The following is an 18,910-nucleotide window of genomic DNA, read 5'->3' as shown; positions in this document are numbered from 1 at the left end:
CTCGGCCCGCCCTTTGCCGTCCAGCTCGCTCAGGCCTCGTCGCTCTCAGCCTGCTCCTCCTCGGTACTCCGTTCCAGGACGCGTCCTTCACCCGGAGCGAGGCTCCCGAGAATGCGGTCCAGATCCTCCATCGAGGCGAACTCGACGACGATCTTTCCCTTCTTCTGTCCGAGATCGACCTTCACTCGCGTCTCGAAGCGATCCGAGAGGCGCGAAGCGAGATCGGTCAAGGCCGGAGAGACGCGGCCGCCGGCCCTGGGGCCCCGCGGCTTGGCAGAACTCGTCGGCTCGGATCCGAGCAGATTCACGATCTCCTCGACGGCACGCACCGACAGTCCTTCGGCCACGATGCGGTGGGCAAGCCGGTCTTGTTCATCGGAGTCGTCCACCGACAGCAAGGCCCTCGCATGCCCGGCTGAGAGGACTCCTGCCGCAACCCGTCGCTGTACGGGCGGGGAGAGCCGCAGCAGACGCAGCGTGTTCGACACCTGCGGACGGGACCGGCCGATCCGGTCCGCCAGCTGATCATGCGTGCACTTGAAGTCCTTCAGCAACTGGTCGTACGCCGCCGCCTCCTCAAGGGGATTCAGCTGAGCCCGGTGCAGGTTCTCCAGAAGCGCGTCGAGAAGAAGCTTCTCGTCGTCGGTCGCACGGACGATCGCCGGGATGCGTTCCAGACCGGCTTCGCCGCACGCCCTCCAGCGACGCTCACCCATGATGAGCTCGTAGCGGTCCTCTGCGACCTTGCGTACGACGACGGGCTGGAGGAGACCGACCTCCTTGATGGATGTGACCAGCTCTGCCAGGGCGTCTTCGTCGAAGACCTCGCGGGGCTGCCTGGGGTTGGGCGTGATCGAAGCGAGGGGAATCTCAGCGAAATACGCCCCTACGGAATCGGTCTCCCCGGCGGTGGGCTCCTGGCCTCCTACTGGAGAACTCGGCTCCGGGACCAACACGCCGGACGGGAGCGCTGCCAATTTTGCAGCGGCCACCCCACGCTCGGCGGTCATTACTGGTGATGCGCTCCCCGCGCTCGTCCCGGACGAGGGGCCCGGGACCTGCTTCTCCTGCGGAGCTGCGGGGATCAGTGCACCGAGTCCACGCCCCAGCCCTCTACGACGCTCGCTCACTGCATGCCCTCCGAATGACTCTGCTGACTCTTCTGAACGCCCGCGCGGGCACCCTCGCTCGCAGGAGCGTGCTGGGCCTCGTAATGCACTCCGACGCCTCTCAGCGCGATCTCGCGGGCTGCCTCAAGATAGGACAGGGAACCGCTGGAGCCCGGATCGTACGTCAGGACGGTCTGCCCGTAGCTCGGGGCCTCCGAGATGCGTACGGAACGCGGAATGCTGGTCCGCAGCACTTCCTTGCCGAAGTGGGTGCGCACCTCCTCCGCGACCTGTGACGCGAGCCTGGTCCTGCCGTCGTACATGGTGAGCAGGATCGTCGACACGTGAAGGTCCGGGTTCAGATGCCCCCGGACCAGGTCGACGTTGCGAAGTAGCTGGCCGAGCCCCTCCAGTGCGTAGTACTCACACTGAATCGGGATGAGCACCTCTGCCCCGGCTACGAGGGCGTTGACCGTCAGCAAGCCGAGCGAAGGCGGACAGTCGATAAGGATGTAGTCCAGCGGCTGGTCATACGCCTGGATCGCTCGCTGCAGCCGACTCTCCCGCGCAACCAGCGACACCAGTTCGATCTCCGCACCGGCGAGGTCAATGGTCGCCGGCGCACAGAAGAGGCCTTCGACGTCCGGGACAGGCTGCACTACTTCGGAGAGCGGCATGCTCTCCACCAGTACGTCGTAGATGGAGGGGACTTCCGCGTGATGGTCGATCCCCAGAGCCGTGGAGGCGTTCCCCTGCGGGTCGAGGTCCACCACCAGGACGCGCGCACCATGCAGTGCGAGCGATGCTGCGAGATTGACCGTCGACGTCGTCTTACCCACACCGCCCTTCTGGTTGGCAACTACCATGACGCGTGTCCGGTCAGGCCGCGGCAACCCCTCGCCGGCGCGGCCGAGGGCCTCTACCGCCAGTTGAGCGGCACGACCGATAGGTGTGTCGTCCATCGGTGGCGGTGTTTCACGTGAAACACCGTCCCCCAGGGACTCGGTACGGGGACCGGGGACCGGGTCGGTCATCGGTCCCGCGATGTTGGCGTCGGACCGCAAGGATTCACTCTCCTCGACTTCAGGCTCGCAATGAACAGAGCCTGCCATGGTTTCGGGGTCGTGAACCAGCGAGGCCGACTGTTCTGTGGATGAATCCGGTTCTGTGGACAACTTCGTAGCCCGCACGGACTTGCGGTCGCGCGGCGTGGCAGCCGCACGACCGCGGCCGATGATTCCCTGCAGCAGAGAGCGACGTTTCACGTGAAACACGATGCCTTCGCAGCCCAGCGAGGGGCTCCCGACACTCCGCAGGCGGCGCATATGGCTGCATGCATGGAGCATCAGAAAAAAGCGCTCACCAGTGCATCAAAACGCCGAACAAGGGCGCACCAAGCTCTCGTCCAGCGACGTCTATCGGCGCCTGCGCGTCCGGCCCACCCTGGCGGCCTTCGCCCGCTTTGCGGCGAACCTCACACCGCCCGGACTCTCCCCGACCACCACACGCACCACGGTGGCCGCAGGATCAACCAGCCCCTCACCGACGTGCAGCACCTCGGTTTCCACCACTCCTAGCTTGCTCAGAGCAGCACGAGCTCCCTGAATCTCTTCCTCAGCGGTGCCGCCCTTGAGCGCCAGCATCTCGCCGTACGGGCGGAGCAGAGGCACACCCCATCCAGCGAGGCGGTCGAGCGGGGCAACTGCTCGGGCTGTCACCACATGAACGGGCTGCAGCGTACCGAGTACCTCTTCGGCCCGGCCGCGGACGACCGTCACATGATCCAGCCCCAGCAGCTCGACGACCTCCTGAAGAAAGTTCGTGCGCCGCAGCAACGGCTCAAGCAGAGTGATCTTCAGGTCGGGGCGCACCAACGCCAGCGGGATACCAGGAAGCCCCGCCCCCGACCCCACATCGCACACCGTGACACCTTCGGGAACTACCTCGGAGAGCACCGCACAGTTCAGAAGGTGTCGTTCCCACAGGCGGGGAACCTCGCGAGGGCCGATCAGTCCGCGCTTGACGCCCGCGTCCGCGAGCAGCTCCGCATACCTGACAGCCTCTGGAAAGAACTCACCGAATACCGCCTGCGCCTCCTGGGGCGCCTGAGGGAGCTCTGCTTCCTCCGTCACGGGGACCGTCCTTCCGTACCGCACTAGCACGCTGACTATCAGGCTGACAAAGATCGGCCCCGCCTGCGAACAGACGGGGCCGACAGTACAAGGATCCGGTCAGGCCGGGAGTACGACGACGAAGCGCTGCGGCTCCTCGCCCTCGGACTCACTGCGCAGACCTGCTGCCGCGATCGCGTCGTGCACGACCTTGCGCTCGAACGGCGTCATCGGCTCCAGCTTCACCGGCTCGCCAGAGCTCTTGACCTCGTCCGCGGCCTTGGCACCCAGAGCCGCGAGAACCTCACGCTTCTTGGCACGGAAACCGCCGATGTCCAGCATCAGACGGCTGCGGTCACCGGTCTCACGGTTGACGGCCAGACGCGTCAGCTCCTGAAGCGCCTCCAGCACCTCACCGTCGCGCCCAACGAGCTTCTGCAGGTCACGCGCCGAGTCGCTGATGATCGAGACCGCGGCCCGGTCCGCCTCCACGTCCATGTCGATGTCGCCGTCGAGGTCGGCGATGTCGAGCAGGCCTTCGAGGTAGTCAGCCGCGATCTCCCCCTCCTGCTCGAGGCGGGTCAGAGTGTCGCTGCCCTCAGCGGCCGTGGTGGTGGTGCCTTCCGTCACGGATGGACTCCTTCTTACTTCTTGGACGGGTGCTTGGGCCGCTGCGGGCCCTTGCGCTGTCCGGACTTGGCTTGGCGTGAGGAGCCGGATGCAGCGGGCTTGTCCGCCGGCTTCGGCGTATCGTCCCGCTTCTCCAGCGAGGTCTTGGTTTCCGAGCCGGTGGAGCCGGACTCCGAACCCTTCGACGTGCCGGGGTGCGTGGCTGCGGTGTGCCGCTTCGACTTGGACTGGCGCTTGGGCTGCTGCCGCTTGGCCGCAGCACCGCCCTCGGCCTCCAGAACGGCGGCGTCGCTCTTGGCGACAGTCCCGTCCTCCTGGGCGGCGAGCCCGAGCTTGCTCAGGCCGGTGATGAACTTGCGCTCGATGTCGTTGCGGTCGGTTCCCTTGGCAACGATTCGCTTGACGGTGTTGCGCCGGGTCCTGCCACGAACCTGCCCATGAGAGGTGACGCTCTTCAGGAGGCGGCCCAGATACTGGTCCTGCGCCTTGCTGCCCGGTGTCGGGTTCTGGTTGATCACATACATCTGCTGACCCATGGTCCAGACGTTCGTGGTCAGCCAGTACACGAGGACGCCGACGGGGAAGTTGATACCCATGACGGCGAAGATGACGGGGAAGATGTACATCAGCATCTTCTGCTGCTGCATGTACGGGGTCTTGACCGTCAGGTCGACGTTCTTCGTCATCAGCTGGCGCTGTGTGAAGAACTGGGACGCGGACATCATCACGATCATGATCGCGGTCACGACACGGACGTCAGTCAGCGAGGCGCCGAGCGCCTGGACCTTCTCTTCGCTGTCCATGAACTTCGCGGCCAGCGGGGCACCGAAGATGTGCGCCTGACGGGCACTGTCCAGCAGGGACTGGTCGATGACACCGATCGTCTTGCCCGAGGCGATGGACGAGAGCACGTGGTACAGGGCGAAGAAGAACGGGGACTGCGCCAGGATGGGGAGGCACGAGGAGAGCGGATTGGTACCCGTCTCCTTGTACAGCTTCATCATCTCTTCGGACTGACGCTGTTTGTCGTTCTTGTAGCGCTCCTGGATCGCCTTCATCTTCGGCTGGAGCACCTGCATGTTCCGGGTGGACTTGATCTGCTTCACGAAAAGCGGGATCAGACAGATCCGGATCAGGACCACCAGGGACACGATGGACAGGCCCCAGGCCCACCCCGTGTCGTCGCCGAAGAGCGCGCCGTACAGCTTGTGGAACTGGACGATGACCCACGAAACAGGTGTGGTGATAAAGCTGAACAGACTGGCAATCGTGTCCACTAATCAGGCTCCTTGAGCTTTGGGCGAGGTCTCTGTGGCCGGGCTCAGGGGTTCGGAGACCGACCCCCCGGAAGGCACATCGGCGGCGGAGTCCCCGCCCTTGCCACCACGCACACAGCTGCGCAGCATTTCGTGCCAACGCGGACGTTTGCGTGGCGGTACGTGATCCACGCCGCCGGGTGACCACGGGTTGCAACGCAGGATGCGCCAAGCGGTCAGCGCTGTTCCCTTGATCGCTCCGTGCCGGTCGATCGCCGTATATCCATAGTGGGAACACGACGGGTAGTAACGGCAGACAGGCCCGAGTAGCGGGCTGATCGTCCACTGATACAGCTTGATAAGAGCCAGCAGCGGGTACTTCATCGCGCGCCCCCTCCCAGCAGCCGCTGAAGTGCGGCGTCCAGGTCTCGGGCCAGCTGTGCATGGTCGGCGTCACCCGATCCGGGTAGCGCTCGTACGACAACAAGGCTACCGGGGGGCAGCTGAGCAAGCCGATCGCGGACCAGATGGCGAAGCTTCCGCTTCACCGCGGTGCGAACGACGGCTCCACCCACAGCTTTGCTGACAACGAAACCCGCACGTGGCGGGGGAGCACTCTCCCCTGTCACGTGCGGGTCCGTAGCACCGCTGCGTAGATGTACGACGAGTAGCGGGCGTCCGGCCCGACGTCCTCGGCGTACAGCGACCGCGAAGTCCTCGCGCCGCCTCAGCCGATTCTCGGTAGGCAGCACGTCATGACCTGACCGCGATCAGGCGGACAGGTTGGTGCGACCCTTGCCACGGCGGTTCGCGAGAATCGCGCGGCCGGCACGGGTACGCATGCGCAGTCGGAAGCCATGGGTCTTGGCGCGACGACGATTGTTCGGCTGGAAGGTGCGCTTGCTCACTCGGGGGCTCCAGAAATGATTCGTGTGTTGGCGGGACATCGCCTGGCTGTCACCGTGCGCCCACGAGGAACTCGCGTAAACGCCTTAGTGCACCGCTTCACAATCACAGATCGTGATCTTTGCCCATCGGAGGCAGGCGGCAGCAGCCATCGACAACTCGACCTGGTCACGGTACGCGCGGCTGCGCCATCCGGTCAAACCAGCTCCTCGCCACCCACTTCTGTACACAGCCTGTGGACAACAACTTGAACCGCGCGGGTCGGCCTGACTACCGTGGCTGAACTCGGGTTCTTTTCCTTCCTGCCTGCCGGGCCTCACCCGACCCGACCCATCCCGTCCCGAGAAGCACACATTCGTGGGACATGCGAGAGAGCGTGCCTTGTGGCTGACGTACCTGCCGATCTTGCCGCAGTGTGGCCACGAGTGCTGGAACAACTCCTCGGGGAGGGCCAGCAGGGCATCGAGCCGAAGGACAAGCAGTGGATCGAGCGCTGCCAGCCCCTCGCGCTCGTCGCTGACACAGCGCTGCTGGCCGTACCCAACGAGTGGGGCAAGCGGGTCCTCGAGGGCCGGCTCGCACCGCTGATCAGCGAGACGCTCACTCGTGAGTGCGGACGTCCGATCCGCATCGCGATCACCGTCGACGACTCCGCGGGAGAGCCCCCCGCTCCTCCCGCGCCCCCGATGCACCAGCCCCGCCAAGGGCAGCAGTCCCATCGCTACCAGGGTCCGCAGCACGACGAACCCCCGCGCGGCGACGGGTACGACAGCTATGGCGCCAGGCCCTCCGACGACGGTATGCCCACCGCCCGCCCGGCATACCCGGACTACCAGCAGCACCGGCCCGAACCCGGCGCCTGGCCACGCACCCAGGAGGACCTCTCCTGGCAGCCCCGCCACGGCGGATACCAGGACCGCGACCCGTACGCGAGCCCGCGCCCGCAGCAGCCCCAGCACGACTACCGCCCGCAGCCGCCCGAGCACCAGGGTTACGAGCAGCAGCGGGACCGCGACCGCCACGATCTGCAGGACCAGCCGCCCCAGCACCGGCAGGGCGGCCATGGAACGGGAAGGACCGGCGGCGGCCCCATGGGCACGCAGTCCGCGCCCCCGGCGGGGACCGGTGAGCCGCACGCCCGGCTGAATCCGAAGTACCTCTTCGACACGTTCGTGATCGGGGCGTCCAACCGCTTCGCACACGCGGCGGCGGTCGCCGTAGCCGAAGCCCCCGCGAAGGCGTACAACCCCCTCTTCATCTACGGGGAGTCGGGGCTCGGCAAGACTCACCTGCTGCACGCCATCGGGCACTACGCACGAAGCCTCTATCCGGGCACCCGGGTGCGGTACGTGAGCTCCGAGGAGTTCACCAACGAGTTCATCAACTCGATCCGTGACGGCAAGGGCGACACCTTCCGGAAGCGCTACCGGGACGTGGACATCCTCCTGGTCGACGACATCCAGTTCCTGGCGAGCAAGGAGTCGACGCAGGAGGAGTTCTTCCACACCTTCAACACGCTCCACAACGCCAACAAGCAGATCGTGCTGTCCTCGGACCGTCCGCCCAAGCAACTGGTGACCCTCGAGGACCGGCTGCGCAACCGGTTCGAGTGGGGCCTCACCACCGATGTGCAGCCGCCGGAGCTCGAGACGCGTATCGCCATCCTCCGGAAGAAGGCCGTGCAGGAGCAGCTCAACGCCCCGCCGGAGGTGCTCGAGTTCATCGCCTCCCGCATCTCTCGCAACATCCGCGAGCTGGAGGGCGCTCTCATCCGGGTGACCGCCTTCGCGAGCCTGAACCGCCAGCCCGTGGATCTGGGTCTGACCGAGATCGTGCTCAAGGACCTGATCCCCGGCGGCGAGGACTCCGCTCCGGAGATCACCGCGCCGGCCATCATGGCAGCGACCGCGGACTACTTCGGTCTGACTGTGGAGGATCTCTGCGGGTCCTCCCGCAGCCGCGTCCTGGTGACGGCTCGCCAGATCGCGATGTATCTGTGCCGCGAGCTGACGGATCTGTCCCTTCCCAAGATCGGCGCCCAGTTCGGCGGGCGCGACCACACCACGGTGATGCACGCGGACCGGAAGATCCGTGCCCTGATGGCGGAGCGGCGCTCCATCTACAACCAGGTCACCGAGCTCACCAACCGCATCAAGAACGGCTGACGGGCCGGAACACCCGGCCGCACCGCGCACCAGGGGCGCCCCGGCGAGGACCGCACGACGTCCTCGCCGGGGCGCCCTTCTGTCGTCAGAAGGCCTCACAGATAGCTGCGGGACCACCTCCAGGCGCGGCCACGGGCGCTCCTGGACCAACTCCAGGCACCTGTTCCCGCACGGGGCCGCGGCCGGTGCGACGGCCGCACGCCTCTTGAGTGTTCGAATACGGTCCGCAGAAGCCCCCTTCTCCACAGAAGAGCGGGGAATCCGGCGTCCACAGCCTGGGGACTGTGAAGTTGTCCAGATTGCGTCCACAGGGCTTGCTGCCGATACTCCATCAGGCCAGGTCACGTGGCTGGGGATTTGTGGTCAACCGTGATCCACAGCCTGTGGACAGAAATTTTGTCCACAGGGTCTGGATGATGTTGTCCACCGGCGGCCCACAGGCGAGTCCCTGTTGTCCCCAGCTTCTCCACACCCCTGTCCACTGTTCGGCAACCCAACACCCGCTTTCACTGCCGAGAGTGAAAGGCGTCACACGAGGGTGCCGGGTTGGGCTGTGGGGAACGTGGGTAAAGCTGGGGACAGGCCTGGGGAGAAGTCACCCCGCCCTGTGCATCGGGTGTGCAGAACTTTCGTGTGTCCACAGAAACGCCTGGTTGTCCACCGGTGCCACCCACAGGGTCGGTGGACAAAAAACAGCCTCTGAGCTGGGAAAATGGCGTTATCCACGGTTTCCACAGGGCCTACTACTACTACCACTCAGAGTTAGCCAGGAATCAGCTTCGAAGTGGGGCCTGTGCACAACTCGAGCGACGAGCTCGGCGAACCTCTTGGTGCGACTTGACCCCGAGCAGCAACGAGTGTCGGTGCCGTACGTCAGACTGGACCCCGGCGGCGTCCCCAGCCCTTCGGCAGGGAGCCCCGGTCAACCGACGAAGGCCAGTAGGGCGAGCGAGCAACAGCAGGAGGCGGTTCCGGTGAAGATCCGGGTGGAGCGCGATCTACTCGCGGAGGCGGTGGCCTGGGTGGCACGCAGCCTCCCGGCCCGTCCGCCGGCGCCCGTTCTCGCGGGCCTTCTGCTGAAGGCGGAGGACGGCGCCCTCAGCTTCTCGAGCTTCGACTACGAGGTCTCGGCCAAGGTCTCGGTGGACGCGGAGATCGAGGAGGACGGCACGGTGCTCGTCTCCGGCCGGCTGCTCGCCGACATCTGCCGCGCCCTGCCGAACCGTCCGGTGGAGATCTCCACAGACGGTGTGCGGGCCACGGTGGTCTGTGGTTCCTCGCGGTTCACACTCCACACCCTGCCTGTGGAGGAGTACCCGGCCCTTCCGCAGATGCCGACCGCCACGGGCACCGTCCCCGGCGAGGTCTTCGCATCCGCGGCAGCTCAGGTCGCCATCGCCGCCGGCCGTGACGACACCCTTCCCGTCCTGACCGGCGTCCGGATCGAGATCGAGGGCGACACCGTCACCCTCGCCTCGACCGACCGCTACCGCTTCGCGGTCCGTGAGTTCCTCTGGAAGCCGGAGAATCCCGACGCCTCGGCCGTGGCCCTGGTGCCGGCCAAGACGCTCCTGGACACGGCCAAGGCGCTGACCAGCGGCGACACGGTGACGCTGGCGCTGTCCGGGTCAGGGGCAGGCGAAGGACTGATCGGTTTCGAGGGCGCGGGCCGGCGTACGACCACGCGGCTGCTCGAGGGCGATCTGCCGAAGTACCGGACGCTCTTCCCCACCGAGTTCAACTCGGTGGCGGTCATCGAGACCGCCCCGTTCGTCGAGGCGGTCAAGCGTGTGGCCCTCGTCGCCGAGCGCAACACCCCGGTTCGGCTCAGCTTCGAGCAGGGCGTGCTGATCCTCGAGGCCGGCTCCAGCGACGACGCACAGGCTGTGGAGCGTGTCGACGCCGTGCTGGAGGGCGACGACATCTCGATCGCCTTCAACCCGACGTTCCTGCTGGACGGGCTCAGCGCGATCGACTCCCCGGTCGCCCAGCTCTCCTTCACGACGTCCACCAAGCCCGCGCTGCTCAGCGGCCGTCCGGCCGTCGACGCGGAGGCGGACGACGCGTACAAGTACCTGATCATGCCGGTCCGCCTCTCCGGCTGATCCGGGGGTCGTTCCCGTAATCGCGGCTTCCGGCGGGCAGGCTCAGCGCAGAGCGTGCCCACCCTGCTGCACCCCGCCGTGCCGTCCCGGCCGGGCGTAGGCTCGGACCCGGGTACGAATCGGCACAACGCTTAAGGAATCTCTGATGGAGCTCGGTCTCGTCGGCCTCGGCAAGATGGGCGGCAACATGCGCGAGCGCATCCGCCGCGCAGGCCACACCGTCATCGGTTACGACCGCAACCCGGACGTCGCCGACGTCCACAGCCTCGAAGAGCTTGTGGGCAAGCTCAAGGGTCCGCGCGTCGTGTGGGTGATGGTTCCGGCGGGTGCGGCGACCCAGTCCACCGTCGACGAGCTGGCCGAGCTCCTCTCCCCGGGCGACGTGGTCGTGGACGGCGGGAACTCGCGCTGGACCGACGACGAGAAGCACGCGGTCGAGCTGGGCATCAAGGGAATCGGCTTCGTCGACTGCGGCGTGTCCGGTGGTGTCTGGGGCCTCGAGAACGGCTACGCCCTGATGTACGGCGGCGACACGGCCGATGTGGAGAAGGTCCAGCCGATCTTCGACGCGCTCAAGCCCGAGGGCGAGTTCGGCTCCGTCCACGCGGGCAAGGTCGGCGCCGGCCACTTCGCCAAGATGGTCCACAACGGCATCGAGTACGCCATGATGCAGGCGTACGCCGAGGGCTGGGAGCTCCTGGAGAAGGTCGACTCGGTCACGGACGTGCGCGAGGTCTTCCGCTCCTGGCAGGAGGGCACGGTCATCCGTTCCTGGCTGCTCGACCTGGCGGTCAACGCGCTGGACGACGACGAGCACCTCGACCAGCTCCGTGGTTTCGCGGCGGACTCCGGCGAGGGCCGGTGGACGGTCGAGGCCGCCATCGACAACGCGGTGCCGCTGCCGGCGATCACCGCGTCCCTGTTCGCGCGCTTCGCCTCGCGCCAGGACGACTCCCCGCAGATGAAGATGATCGCCGCGCTGCGCAACCAGTTCGGCGGCCACGCGGTGGAGAACAAGAAGTAGCCGTCGGCAGCAGGCGGTACAGCAGCACACAGCAGAGCAGTCGGAAAGGTCGGCGACCATGCACGTCACGCATCTCTCGCTGGCCGACTTCCGCTCGTACGCCCGGGTCGAGGTGCCTCTCGATCCGGGCGTCACCGCGTTCGTGGGGGCCAACGGCCAGGGCAAGACCAATCTGGTGGAGGCGGTCGGCTATCTCGCCACGCTCGGCAGCCACCGGGTGTCGTCCGATGCCCCCCTGGTGCGGATGGGCGCGGAGCGCGCCGTCGTGCGTGCCGCGGTCACCCAGGGCGAGCGCTCGCAGCTGATCGAGCTCGAGCTCAATCCGGGCCGCGCCAACAGGGCCCGCATCAACAGGTCCTCGCAGGTCAGGCCGCGCGACGTCCTGGGGATAGTGCGGACGGTGCTTTTCGCTCCCGAGGATCTGGCTCTGGTGAAGGGCGATCCCGGCGAGCGCCGGCGCTTCCTGGACGAGTTGATCACGGCGCGCTCCCCCCGGATGGCCGGAGTGCGCTCCGACTACGAACGGGTCCTGAAGCAGCGCAACACCCTGCTGAAGTCCGCGGCCATGGCCCGCAGGCACGGGGGCAGGTCGATGGATCTGTCCACGCTCGACGTGTGGGACCAGCACCTGGGCCGGGTGGGGGCGGAGCTGCTGGCGCAGCGGCTGGACCTGATCGCTACCCTGCAGCCGCTGGCGGACAAGGCGTACGGGGACGTCGCCCCGGGCGGTGGACCCGTGACGCTGGAGTACCGCAGCTCGGTCGGTGCCGATGTGGAGCCCGCGCGCACCCGCGAGGAGCTGTACGAGCAGGTGATGGCGGCGCTGGTGGAGGCACGCAAGCAGGAGATCGAGCGCGGGGTGACCCTGGTCGGCCCGCACCGGGACGACCTGGTGCTGGGCCTGCGCGGTATGCCGGCGAAGGGCTACGCGAGCCACGGCGAGTCCTGGTCGTACGCGCTGGCGCTGCGGCTCGCCTCGTACGACCTCCTGCGCGCCGAGGGCAACGAGCCGGTGCTGGTGCTCGACGACGTGTTCGCCGAGCTGGACGCGCGGCGTCGCGAGCGGCTGGCGGAGCTGGTGGCCCCCGGTGAACAGGTGCTGGTGACCGCCGCTGTGGAGGACGACGTCCCGGGAGCGCTGGCCGGAGCGCGGTACGCGGTGTCCGCCGGAGCGGTGGAGCGGCTGTGAGCGGCCCGGACGAGCAGGGAGGGCCCACGCAGGGCCCGGTGAAGCAGCCCGAGGTGTCGGGCGTGGATCTGGCGCGCGTGGCCCTCCGCGCGGCGAAGGAGCAGGCCCGTGCCCGGGGCGCGGCGGCACAGCAGAAAAACCAGGCGAGGCGGGGCGGCGGTCTGCGGTCGGGCGCCCGGTCCGACGGCCGTGATCCGCTGGCCCTGGGATCGGCGATCAACCGGCTCATCACGGAGCGGGGCTGGGAGACCCCGGCGGCTGTCGGCGGCGTGATGGGCCGCTGGCCGCAGATCGTCGGTGGAGATCTGGCCAATCACTGTGTGCCGGTGCGGTACGACGAGGATCCGGCCGAGCGGGTTCTGACCGTGCAGTGCGATTCGACGGCATGGGCGACGCAGCTCCGGCTGCTGGCGCCGCAGCTGGTGGCCCGGCTGAACACGGATCTGGGCCAGGGCACGGTGCGGATGATCAAAGTGCTCGGTCCGGGCGGCCCGCAGCGCAGATTCGGCCCTCTCCGGGCTCCGGGGAGCAAAGGGCCCGGCGACACCTACGGCTGAGCAGGGCTTTCCTTATCGGGAGTCTTCGGTTCCCGGCTCGTGCCGCGACCGGCCTGGAGGGCGGATTTCCTCCTTCTGTGACGATTTGCCGACGGTCCGGTGTTTCCGGTCTGTGCTGCTATGTGGCGATTCGGTTCGCGTGGAGAGCGTGGAGCGTCCCTCACCGTAGCGGGAGGTTGACAGCCCGAAGCGCACAAAGCCCTCGTGAGCCTCCCGGGGACCCTTCCCGAATATGGGGAGTCGTCAGCCGCTCATTCAGGGCGGCACATGCGTACTCAGGCACCGGCAAACCCCCATTCATGTCAGAGCTACCGGTAGACTGATGGACAATCCCGCTTCCTCGCGGGAGTCGTCGATACAAGCCGAACGACGCAGCCGCTCCCGCCTGCCGGAGAACGGCCTGTGCTGTGCCAGAAAGGGCGCTTCGTGGCCGATTCCGGCAACCCCAACGAGAACATCCCGTCCACAGCCGGTGAGCACGGCGAGGTCACCGCCTCGTACGACGCCAGCGCGATCACCGTGCTCGAAGGCCTGGACGCGGTCCGCAAGCGACCCGGTATGTACATCGGGTCGACAGGTGAGCGCGGTCTCCACCACCTCGTGCAAGAGGTTGTCGACAACTCGGTCGACGAGGCGATGGCCGGGCACGCGGACACCATCGACGTCACGATCCTCGCCGACGGCGGGGTGCGTGTGATCGACAACGGCCGCGGTATCCCGGTCGGCATCGTGCCGTCCGAGGGCAAGCCGGCCGTCGAGGTCGTCCTCACCGTGCTGCACGCGGGCGGCAAGTTCGGCGGCGGCGGTTACGCCGTCTCCGGTGGTCTGCACGGCGTCGGCGTGTCCGTCGTCAACGCCCTGTCCACGCGGGTGGCCGTGGAGGTCAAGACGGACGGCTACCGCTGGACCCAGGACTACAAGCTCGGTGTCCCGACAGCCCCGCTGGCCCGTCACGAGGCCACCGAGGAGTCGGGGACGACCGTCACCTTCTGGGCAGACGGAGACGTCTTCGAGACCACCGACTACTCCTTCGAGACCCTCTCGCGCCGCTTCCAGGAGATGGCGTTCCTCAACAAGGGACTCACCCTCAAGCTGACCGACGAGCGCGAGGCGGCGAGGGCCACGGCCGGCGCGGACAGCGCCGAGGCCGTCGACGTCCCCGAGGAGGAGCCGACCCGGACGGTCAAGTACCACTACGAGGACGGCATCGTCGACTTCGTCAAGTACCTCAACTCCCGCAAGGGCGACCTCATTCACCAGTCGGTGATCGACATCGAGGCCGAGGACAAGGACCGGCTCCTGTCGGCCGAGATCGCCATGCAGTGGAACACGCAGTACACCGAGGGTGTCTACTCCTTCGCCAACGCGATCCACACGCACGAGGGCGGTACGCACGAGGAGGGCTTCCGTGCGGCGCTGACCTCGCTGGTCAACCGCTACGCGCGCGACAAGAAGCTGCTGCGTGAGAAGGACGACAACCTCACCGGTGAGGACGTCCGCGAGGGTCTGACGGCGATCATCTCGGTGAAGCTGGGCGAGCCGCAGTTCGAGGGCCAGACGAAGACCAAGCTGGGCAACACCGAGGCGAAGACCTTCGTGCAGAAGGTCGTCCACGAGCAGTTGACGGACTGGTTCGACCGGAACCCCAACGAGGCCGCGGACATCATCCGCAAGGGGATCGCGGCGTCCACGGCCCGGGTCGCGGCGCGCAAGGCCCGTGACCTGACCCGGCGCAAGGGGCTCCTGGAGAGCGCCTCGCTACCCGGCAAGCTGAGTGACTGCCAGTCGAACGACCCGACGAAGTGCGAGATCTTCATCGTCGAGGGTGACTCCGCCGGTGGTTCGGCGAAGTCCGGCCGTAACCCGATGTACCAGGCCATCCTGCCGATCCGCGGCAAGATCCTGAACGTCGAGAAGGCCCGCATCGACAAGATCCTGCAGAACACCGAGGTCCAGGCGCTGATCTCGGCCTTCGGCACCGGGGTCCACGAGGACTTCGACATCGAGAAGCTCCGCTATCACAAGATCATTCTGATGGCGGACGCCGACGTCGACGGCCAGCACATCAACACCCTGCTGCTGACCTTCCTGTTCCGCTTCATGCGTCCGCTGGTCGAGTCCGGGCACGTCTATCTGTCGCGCCCGCCGCTCTACAAGATCAAGTGGGGCCGCGACGACTTCGAGTACGCGTACTCGGACCGTGAGCGCGACGCCCTGGTGGCGCTCGGCAAGCAGAACGGCAAGCGGATCAAGGAAGACTCGATCCAGCGCTTCAAGGGTCTCGGCGAGATGAACGCCGAGGAGCTCCGCATCACCACGATGGACATCGACCACCGTGTGCTGGGCCAGGTCACGCTGGACGACGCGGCGCAGGCCGACGACCTCTTCTCGGTGCTGATGGGTGAGGACGTCGAGGCACGGCGCTCGTTCATCCAGCGCAACGCCAAGGACGTCCGCTTCCTCGACATCTGAGTCGGCCGTACAAGCAAGCCGCAGCGCGAAAGGACTTTGACCAGCAATGGCCGACGAGAACACCCCTGTGATGCCCGAACAGGAGCCCGCCGTCCCGGGCGTGGGCATGCGTGTCGAGCCCGTGGGGCTCGAGACGGAGATGCAGCGCTCCTACCTCGACTACGCGATGTCCGTCATCGTGTCGCGTGCGCTGCCCGACGTGAGGGACGGTCTGAAGCCCGTCCACCGCCGGGTGCTGTACGCGATGTACGACGGTGGTTACCGGCCGGAGAAGGGCTTCTACAAGTGCGCCCGCGTCGTCGGTGACGTCATGGGTACGTACCACCCGCACGGCGACTCCTCCATCTACGACGCACTCGTGCGACTGGCACAGCACTGGTCGATGCGTATGCCGCTCGTGGACTCCAACGGCAACTTCGGTTCCCCGGGCAACGACCCGGCCGCCGCCATGCGGTACACCGAGTGCAAGATGATGCCGCTGTCCATGGAGATGGTCCGGGACATCGACGAGGAGACCGTCGACTTCAAGGACAACTACGACGGCCGTAACCAGGAGCCGGTCGTTCTGCCGGCCCGGTTCCCGAACCTGCTGATCAACGGCTCCGCAGGCATCGCGGTGGGCATGGCCACCAACATCCCGCCGCACAACCTGCGCGAGGTCGCGGCCGGTGCGCAGTGGTACCTGGAGAACCCGGAGGCCACGCCCGAGGAACTCCTGGACGCCCTGCTCGAGCGGATCAAGGGCCCGGACTTCCCGACGGGCGCGCTCGTCGTCGGCCGCAAGGGCATCGAGGAGGCGTACCGGACCGGACGCGGCTCGATCACGATGCGTGCGGTGGTGGCGGTCGAGGAGATCCAGGGCCGGCAGTGCCTGGTCGTCACGGAGCTCCCGTACCAGACCAACCCCGACAACCTCGCGCAGAAGATCGCCGACCTGGTGAAGGACGGCAAGGTCGGCGGCATCGCGGACGTCCGTGACGAGACGTCCTCGCGCACGGGGCAGCGACTGGTCGTCGTGCTGAAGCGTGACGCGGTCGCCAAGGTCGTGCTCAACAACCTCTACAAGCACACCGATCTGCAGTCGAACTTCGGCGCGAACATGCTGGCGCTCGTCGACGGGGTGCCGCGCACACTGTCGATCGACGCGTTCATCCGCCACTGGGTGACGCACCAGATCGAGGTCATCGTCCGGCGCACGAGGTTCCGGCTGCGCAAGGCCGAGGAGCGGGCGCACATCCTGCGCGGCCTGCTCAAGGCGCTGAACGCGATCGAAGAGGTCATCGCACTCATCCGTCGCAGCAACACGGTCGAGATCGCGCGCGAGGGCCTGATGGGCCTGCTGGAGATCGACGAGATCCAGGCGAACGCGATCCTGGAGATGCAGCTGCGCCGCCTGGCCGCGCTGGAGCACCAGAAGATCACCGCCGAGCACGACGAGCTCCAGGCGAAGATCAACGAGTACAACGAGATCCTCGAGTCGCCGGCGCGGCAGCGTCAGATCGTCAGCGAGGAACTGGCGGCGATCGTCGACAAGTTCGGTGACGACCGGCGCTCCAAGCTGGTGCCCTTCGACGGTGACATGTCCATCGAGGACCTCATCGCCGAGGAAGACATCGTCGTCACCATCTCGCGCGGCGGCTACGTCAAGCGCACGAAGACGGACGACTACCGTTCGCAGAAGCGCGGCGGCAAGGGCGTCCGCGGCACGAAGCTCAGGGAAGACGACATCGTCGACCACTTCTTCGTGTCCACGACGCACCACTGGCTGCTCTTCTTCACGAACAAGGGGCGGGTCTACCGGGCCAAGGCGTACGAGCTGCCTGACGCCGGCCGCGACGCGCGTGGCCAGCACGTCGCGAACCTCCTGGCCTTCCAGCCGGACGAGCAGATCGCGCAGATCCTGGCGATCCGCGACTACGAGGCGGCGCCCTATCTGATCCTGGCGACCAAGGGTGGCCTGGTGAAGAAGACGTCGCTGAAGGACTACGACTCACCGCGGTCCGGTGGCGTCATCGCGATCAACCTCCGGGAGACGGAGAGCGGCGCGGACGACGAGCTGATCGGTGCTGAGCTGGTCTCGGCCGAGGACGATCTGCTGCTCGTCAGCAGGAAGGCACAGTCGATCAGGTTCACGGCGACGGACGACGCGCTGCGACCGATGGGCCGTGCCACCTCCGGCGTGAAGGGCATGAGTTTCCGCGAGGGCGACGAACTGCTCTCGATGAATGTTGTCCGGCCCGGTACGTTCGTGTTCACTGCCACCGACGGCGGGTACGCGAAGCGGACCGCTGTGGACGAGTACCGCGTCCAGGGCCGTGGTGGTCTGGGCATCAAGGCCGCCAAGATCGTGGAGGACCGCGGGTCGCTCGTCGGTGCGCTGGTGGTGGAGGAAGCGGACGAGATCCTCGCCATCACGCTCGGCGGCGGCGTGATCCGTACGCGAGTCAATGAAGTCAGGGAGACGGGCCGTGACACCATGGGCGTCCAACTGATCAATCTGGGCAAGCGCGATGCCGTAGTCGGTATCGCGCGCAACGCCGAGGCCGGTCGTGAGGCCGAAGAGGTCGACGGGACCGATGAGGCCGAAGGCGCCACGGTCGAGGCCCATGCCGCGAACGTGGTCGAGGGCACAGCCGAGGGCACGGCGCCCTCGGCCGGGGAGCACGAGGAGTAGAGCGTGAGTGGAGCCACGGGCGCCGGTTCGGCCGCTTCCGGAGCAGGCGCGAACGGCGTCCGTGGCCCTGCCACGGACTCCCAAGGGGGCACTGTGACGGACACTCGGGGACCTCAGCCGCAGTACGAGGGGTACGCGACCGGGCCGTTGCCCGGCGAGCGGGAGCCCGCACCGGGCAAGGCGGGGCCCTACCACCCGCCCCAGGCGTACCAGTCGCCTGCGGGCGGTACGCGGGGCGAAGGCACACAGGGCGGTGTACAGGGCGTGGGCGGCGCGCAGGCGACCCGGCTGCCCCGTACAGGGGCGCGGACCACTCCGCGTACCCGTAAGGCGCGTCTGCGGGTGGCGAAGGCCGATCCGTGGTCGGTGATGAAGGTCAGTTTCCTGCTCTCCATCGCCCTCGGCATCTGCACGGTGGTCGCGGCCGCCGTTCTGTGGATGGTGATGGACGCGATGGGGGTCTTCTCCACCGTGGGCGGCACGATCAGCGAGGCCACCGGCTCGAACGAGAGCAACGGCTTCGATCTGCAGTCGTTCCTCTCGCTGCCCCGCGTCCTCATCTTCACCTCGGTCATCGCGGTGATCGATGTGGTGCTGGCCACGGCGCTGGCGACGCTGGGCGCGTTCATCTACAACCTGTCGGCCGGCTTCGTGGGTGGCGTGGAGCTCACTCTCGCCGAGGACGAGTAGGACGCCGGGTATCGATTTTGGG

At 67.1% G+C, this 18,910-nt stretch carries 16 protein-coding genes; 8 read left to right on the top strand and 8 right to left on the bottom strand.

Annotated elements, in window-relative coordinates; translation table 11 throughout:
* Positions 1-29: 29 nt before the first annotated feature.
* The 8 genes from BFF76_RS26310 to rpmH all read right to left on the bottom strand — a co-directional run bounded on the left by BFF76_RS26310 (position 30) and on the right by rpmH (position 6,014).
* The gene (locus tag BFF76_RS26310; protein WP_078958834.1) at positions 30-1,130 is read right to left on the bottom strand and encodes a ParB/RepB/Spo0J family partition protein; all 1,101 of its coding nucleotides are present in this window, start codon (positions 1,128-1,130) and stop codon (positions 30-32) included.
* Positions 1,127-2,221 (bottom strand): ParA family protein, encoded by a 1,095-nt coding sequence (locus tag BFF76_RS26305; protein ID WP_078850489.1) that lies wholly within the window; start codon positions 2,219-2,221, stop codon positions 1,127-1,129. Before BFF76_RS26305 ends, BFF76_RS26310 begins: the two co-directional genes overlap by 4 nt.
* 303 nt (positions 2,222-2,524) lie before the next feature.
* The gene (gene rsmG / locus BFF76_RS26300; protein ID WP_031090394.1) at positions 2,525-3,241 is read right to left on the bottom strand and encodes a 16S rRNA (guanine(527)-N(7))-methyltransferase RsmG; all 717 of its coding nucleotides are present in this window, start codon (positions 3,239-3,241) and stop codon (positions 2,525-2,527) included.
* Positions 3,242-3,340: 99 nt separating this feature from the next.
* Positions 3,341-3,850, bottom strand: coding sequence for a Jag family protein (locus BFF76_RS26295; protein WP_031090395.1), 510 nt, complete (start codon positions 3,848-3,850; stop codon positions 3,341-3,343).
* Positions 3,851-3,864: 14 nt separating this feature from the next.
* Positions 3,865-5,127 (bottom strand): membrane protein insertase YidC, encoded by a 1,263-nt coding sequence (yidC, locus tag BFF76_RS26290; RefSeq protein WP_031090396.1) that lies wholly within the window; start codon positions 5,125-5,127, stop codon positions 3,865-3,867.
* 3 nt (positions 5,128-5,130) lie between these two features.
* Complete coding sequence (gene yidD, locus BFF76_RS31735; protein ID WP_078850490.1) at positions 5,131-5,490, bottom strand: membrane protein insertion efficiency factor YidD; 360 nt, start codon at positions 5,488-5,490, stop codon at positions 5,131-5,133.
* Positions 5,487-5,858 (bottom strand): ribonuclease P protein component, encoded by a 372-nt coding sequence (rnpA, locus tag BFF76_RS31730; RefSeq protein ID WP_078850491.1) that lies wholly within the window; start codon positions 5,856-5,858, stop codon positions 5,487-5,489. Before rnpA ends, yidD begins: the two co-directional genes overlap by 4 nt.
* A gap of 18 nt (positions 5,859-5,876) precedes the next feature.
* Positions 5,877-6,014 carry a 50S ribosomal protein L34 gene (rpmH, locus tag BFF76_RS31725; RefSeq protein WP_078850492.1) on the bottom strand — a complete coding sequence of 46 codons (138 nt, stop codon included), beginning with the start codon at positions 6,012-6,014 and terminating at the stop codon, positions 5,877-5,879.
* Between the two features lie 381 nt (positions 6,015-6,395).
* On the opposite strand from rpmH, the gene dnaA reads away from it, so the two are divergent.
* The 8 genes from dnaA to BFF76_RS26250 all read left to right on the top strand — a co-directional run bounded on the left by dnaA (position 6,396) and on the right by BFF76_RS26250 (position 18,888).
* On the top strand, positions 6,396-8,177 hold the full coding sequence (dnaA, locus tag BFF76_RS26285) for a chromosomal replication initiator protein DnaA (protein ID WP_079122491.1): 1,782 nt from the start codon (positions 6,396-6,398) through the stop codon (positions 8,175-8,177).
* Between the two features lie 974 nt (positions 8,178-9,151).
* Positions 9,152-10,282, top strand: coding sequence for a DNA polymerase III subunit beta (gene dnaN / locus BFF76_RS26280; protein ID WP_065849188.1), 1,131 nt, complete (start codon positions 9,152-9,154; stop codon positions 10,280-10,282).
* 145 nt (positions 10,283-10,427) lie between these two features.
* Complete coding sequence (gene gnd, locus BFF76_RS26275; RefSeq protein ID WP_031090401.1) at positions 10,428-11,306, top strand: phosphogluconate dehydrogenase (NAD(+)-dependent, decarboxylating); 879 nt, start codon at positions 10,428-10,430, stop codon at positions 11,304-11,306.
* Between the two features lie 58 nt (positions 11,307-11,364).
* Positions 11,365-12,495 carry a DNA replication/repair protein RecF gene (gene recF / locus BFF76_RS26270; RefSeq protein ID WP_031090403.1) on the top strand — a complete coding sequence of 377 codons (1,131 nt, stop codon included), beginning with the start codon at positions 11,365-11,367 and terminating at the stop codon, positions 12,493-12,495.
* Positions 12,492-13,052 (top strand): DciA family protein, encoded by a 561-nt coding sequence (locus BFF76_RS26265; protein ID WP_234316654.1) that lies wholly within the window; start codon positions 12,492-12,494, stop codon positions 13,050-13,052. The genes recF and BFF76_RS26265 overlap by 4 nt, the downstream gene beginning before the upstream one ends.
* 402 nt (positions 13,053-13,454) lie before the next feature.
* Positions 13,455-15,524 carry a DNA topoisomerase (ATP-hydrolyzing) subunit B gene (gene gyrB, locus BFF76_RS26260; protein ID WP_031090407.1) on the top strand — a complete coding sequence of 690 codons (2,070 nt, stop codon included), beginning with the start codon at positions 13,455-13,457 and terminating at the stop codon, positions 15,522-15,524.
* A 46-nt stretch (positions 15,525-15,570) separates the two neighbouring features.
* Positions 15,571-18,198, top strand: coding sequence for a DNA gyrase subunit A (gyrA, locus tag BFF76_RS26255; RefSeq protein ID WP_031090409.1), 2,628 nt, complete (start codon positions 15,571-15,573; stop codon positions 18,196-18,198).
* Positions 18,199-18,291: 93 nt separating this feature from the next.
* Positions 18,292-18,888, top strand: a complete 597-nt coding sequence (locus BFF76_RS26250) for a DUF3566 domain-containing protein (RefSeq protein ID WP_031090411.1) — start codon at positions 18,292-18,294, stop codon at positions 18,886-18,888.
* The last annotated feature ends 22 nt before the right edge of the window (positions 18,889-18,910 follow it).

The organism is Streptomyces mutomycini, assembly GCF_001700505.1.
Lineage (GTDB): Bacteria > Actinomycetota > Actinomycetes > Streptomycetales > Streptomycetaceae > Streptomyces > Streptomyces mutomycini.
The sequence above is the reverse complement of the archived record's forward strand: the minus strand, read 5'-3'. Positions and strand labels throughout refer to the sequence as shown.

Bases quoted from the DNA above. Each gene is read 5' to 3' on its own strand.
- BFF76_RS26305 (WP_078850489.1), bottom strand. From the start codon at position 2,221: ATGGCAGGCTCTGTTCATTGCGAGCCTGAAGTCGAGGAGAGTGAATCC.
- yidD (WP_078850490.1), bottom strand. From the start codon at position 5,490: ATGAAGTACCCGCTGCTGGCTCTTATCAAGCTGTATCAGTGGACGATC.
- gnd (WP_031090401.1), top strand. From the start codon at position 10,428: ATGGAGCTCGGTCTCGTCGGCCTCGGCAAGATGGGCGGCAACATGCGC.
- recF (WP_031090403.1), top strand. From the start codon at position 11,365: ATGCACGTCACGCATCTCTCGCTGGCCGACTTCCGCTCGTACGCCCGG.
- gyrA (WP_031090409.1), top strand. From the start codon at position 15,571: ATGGCCGACGAGAACACCCCTGTGATGCCCGAACAGGAGCCCGCCGTC.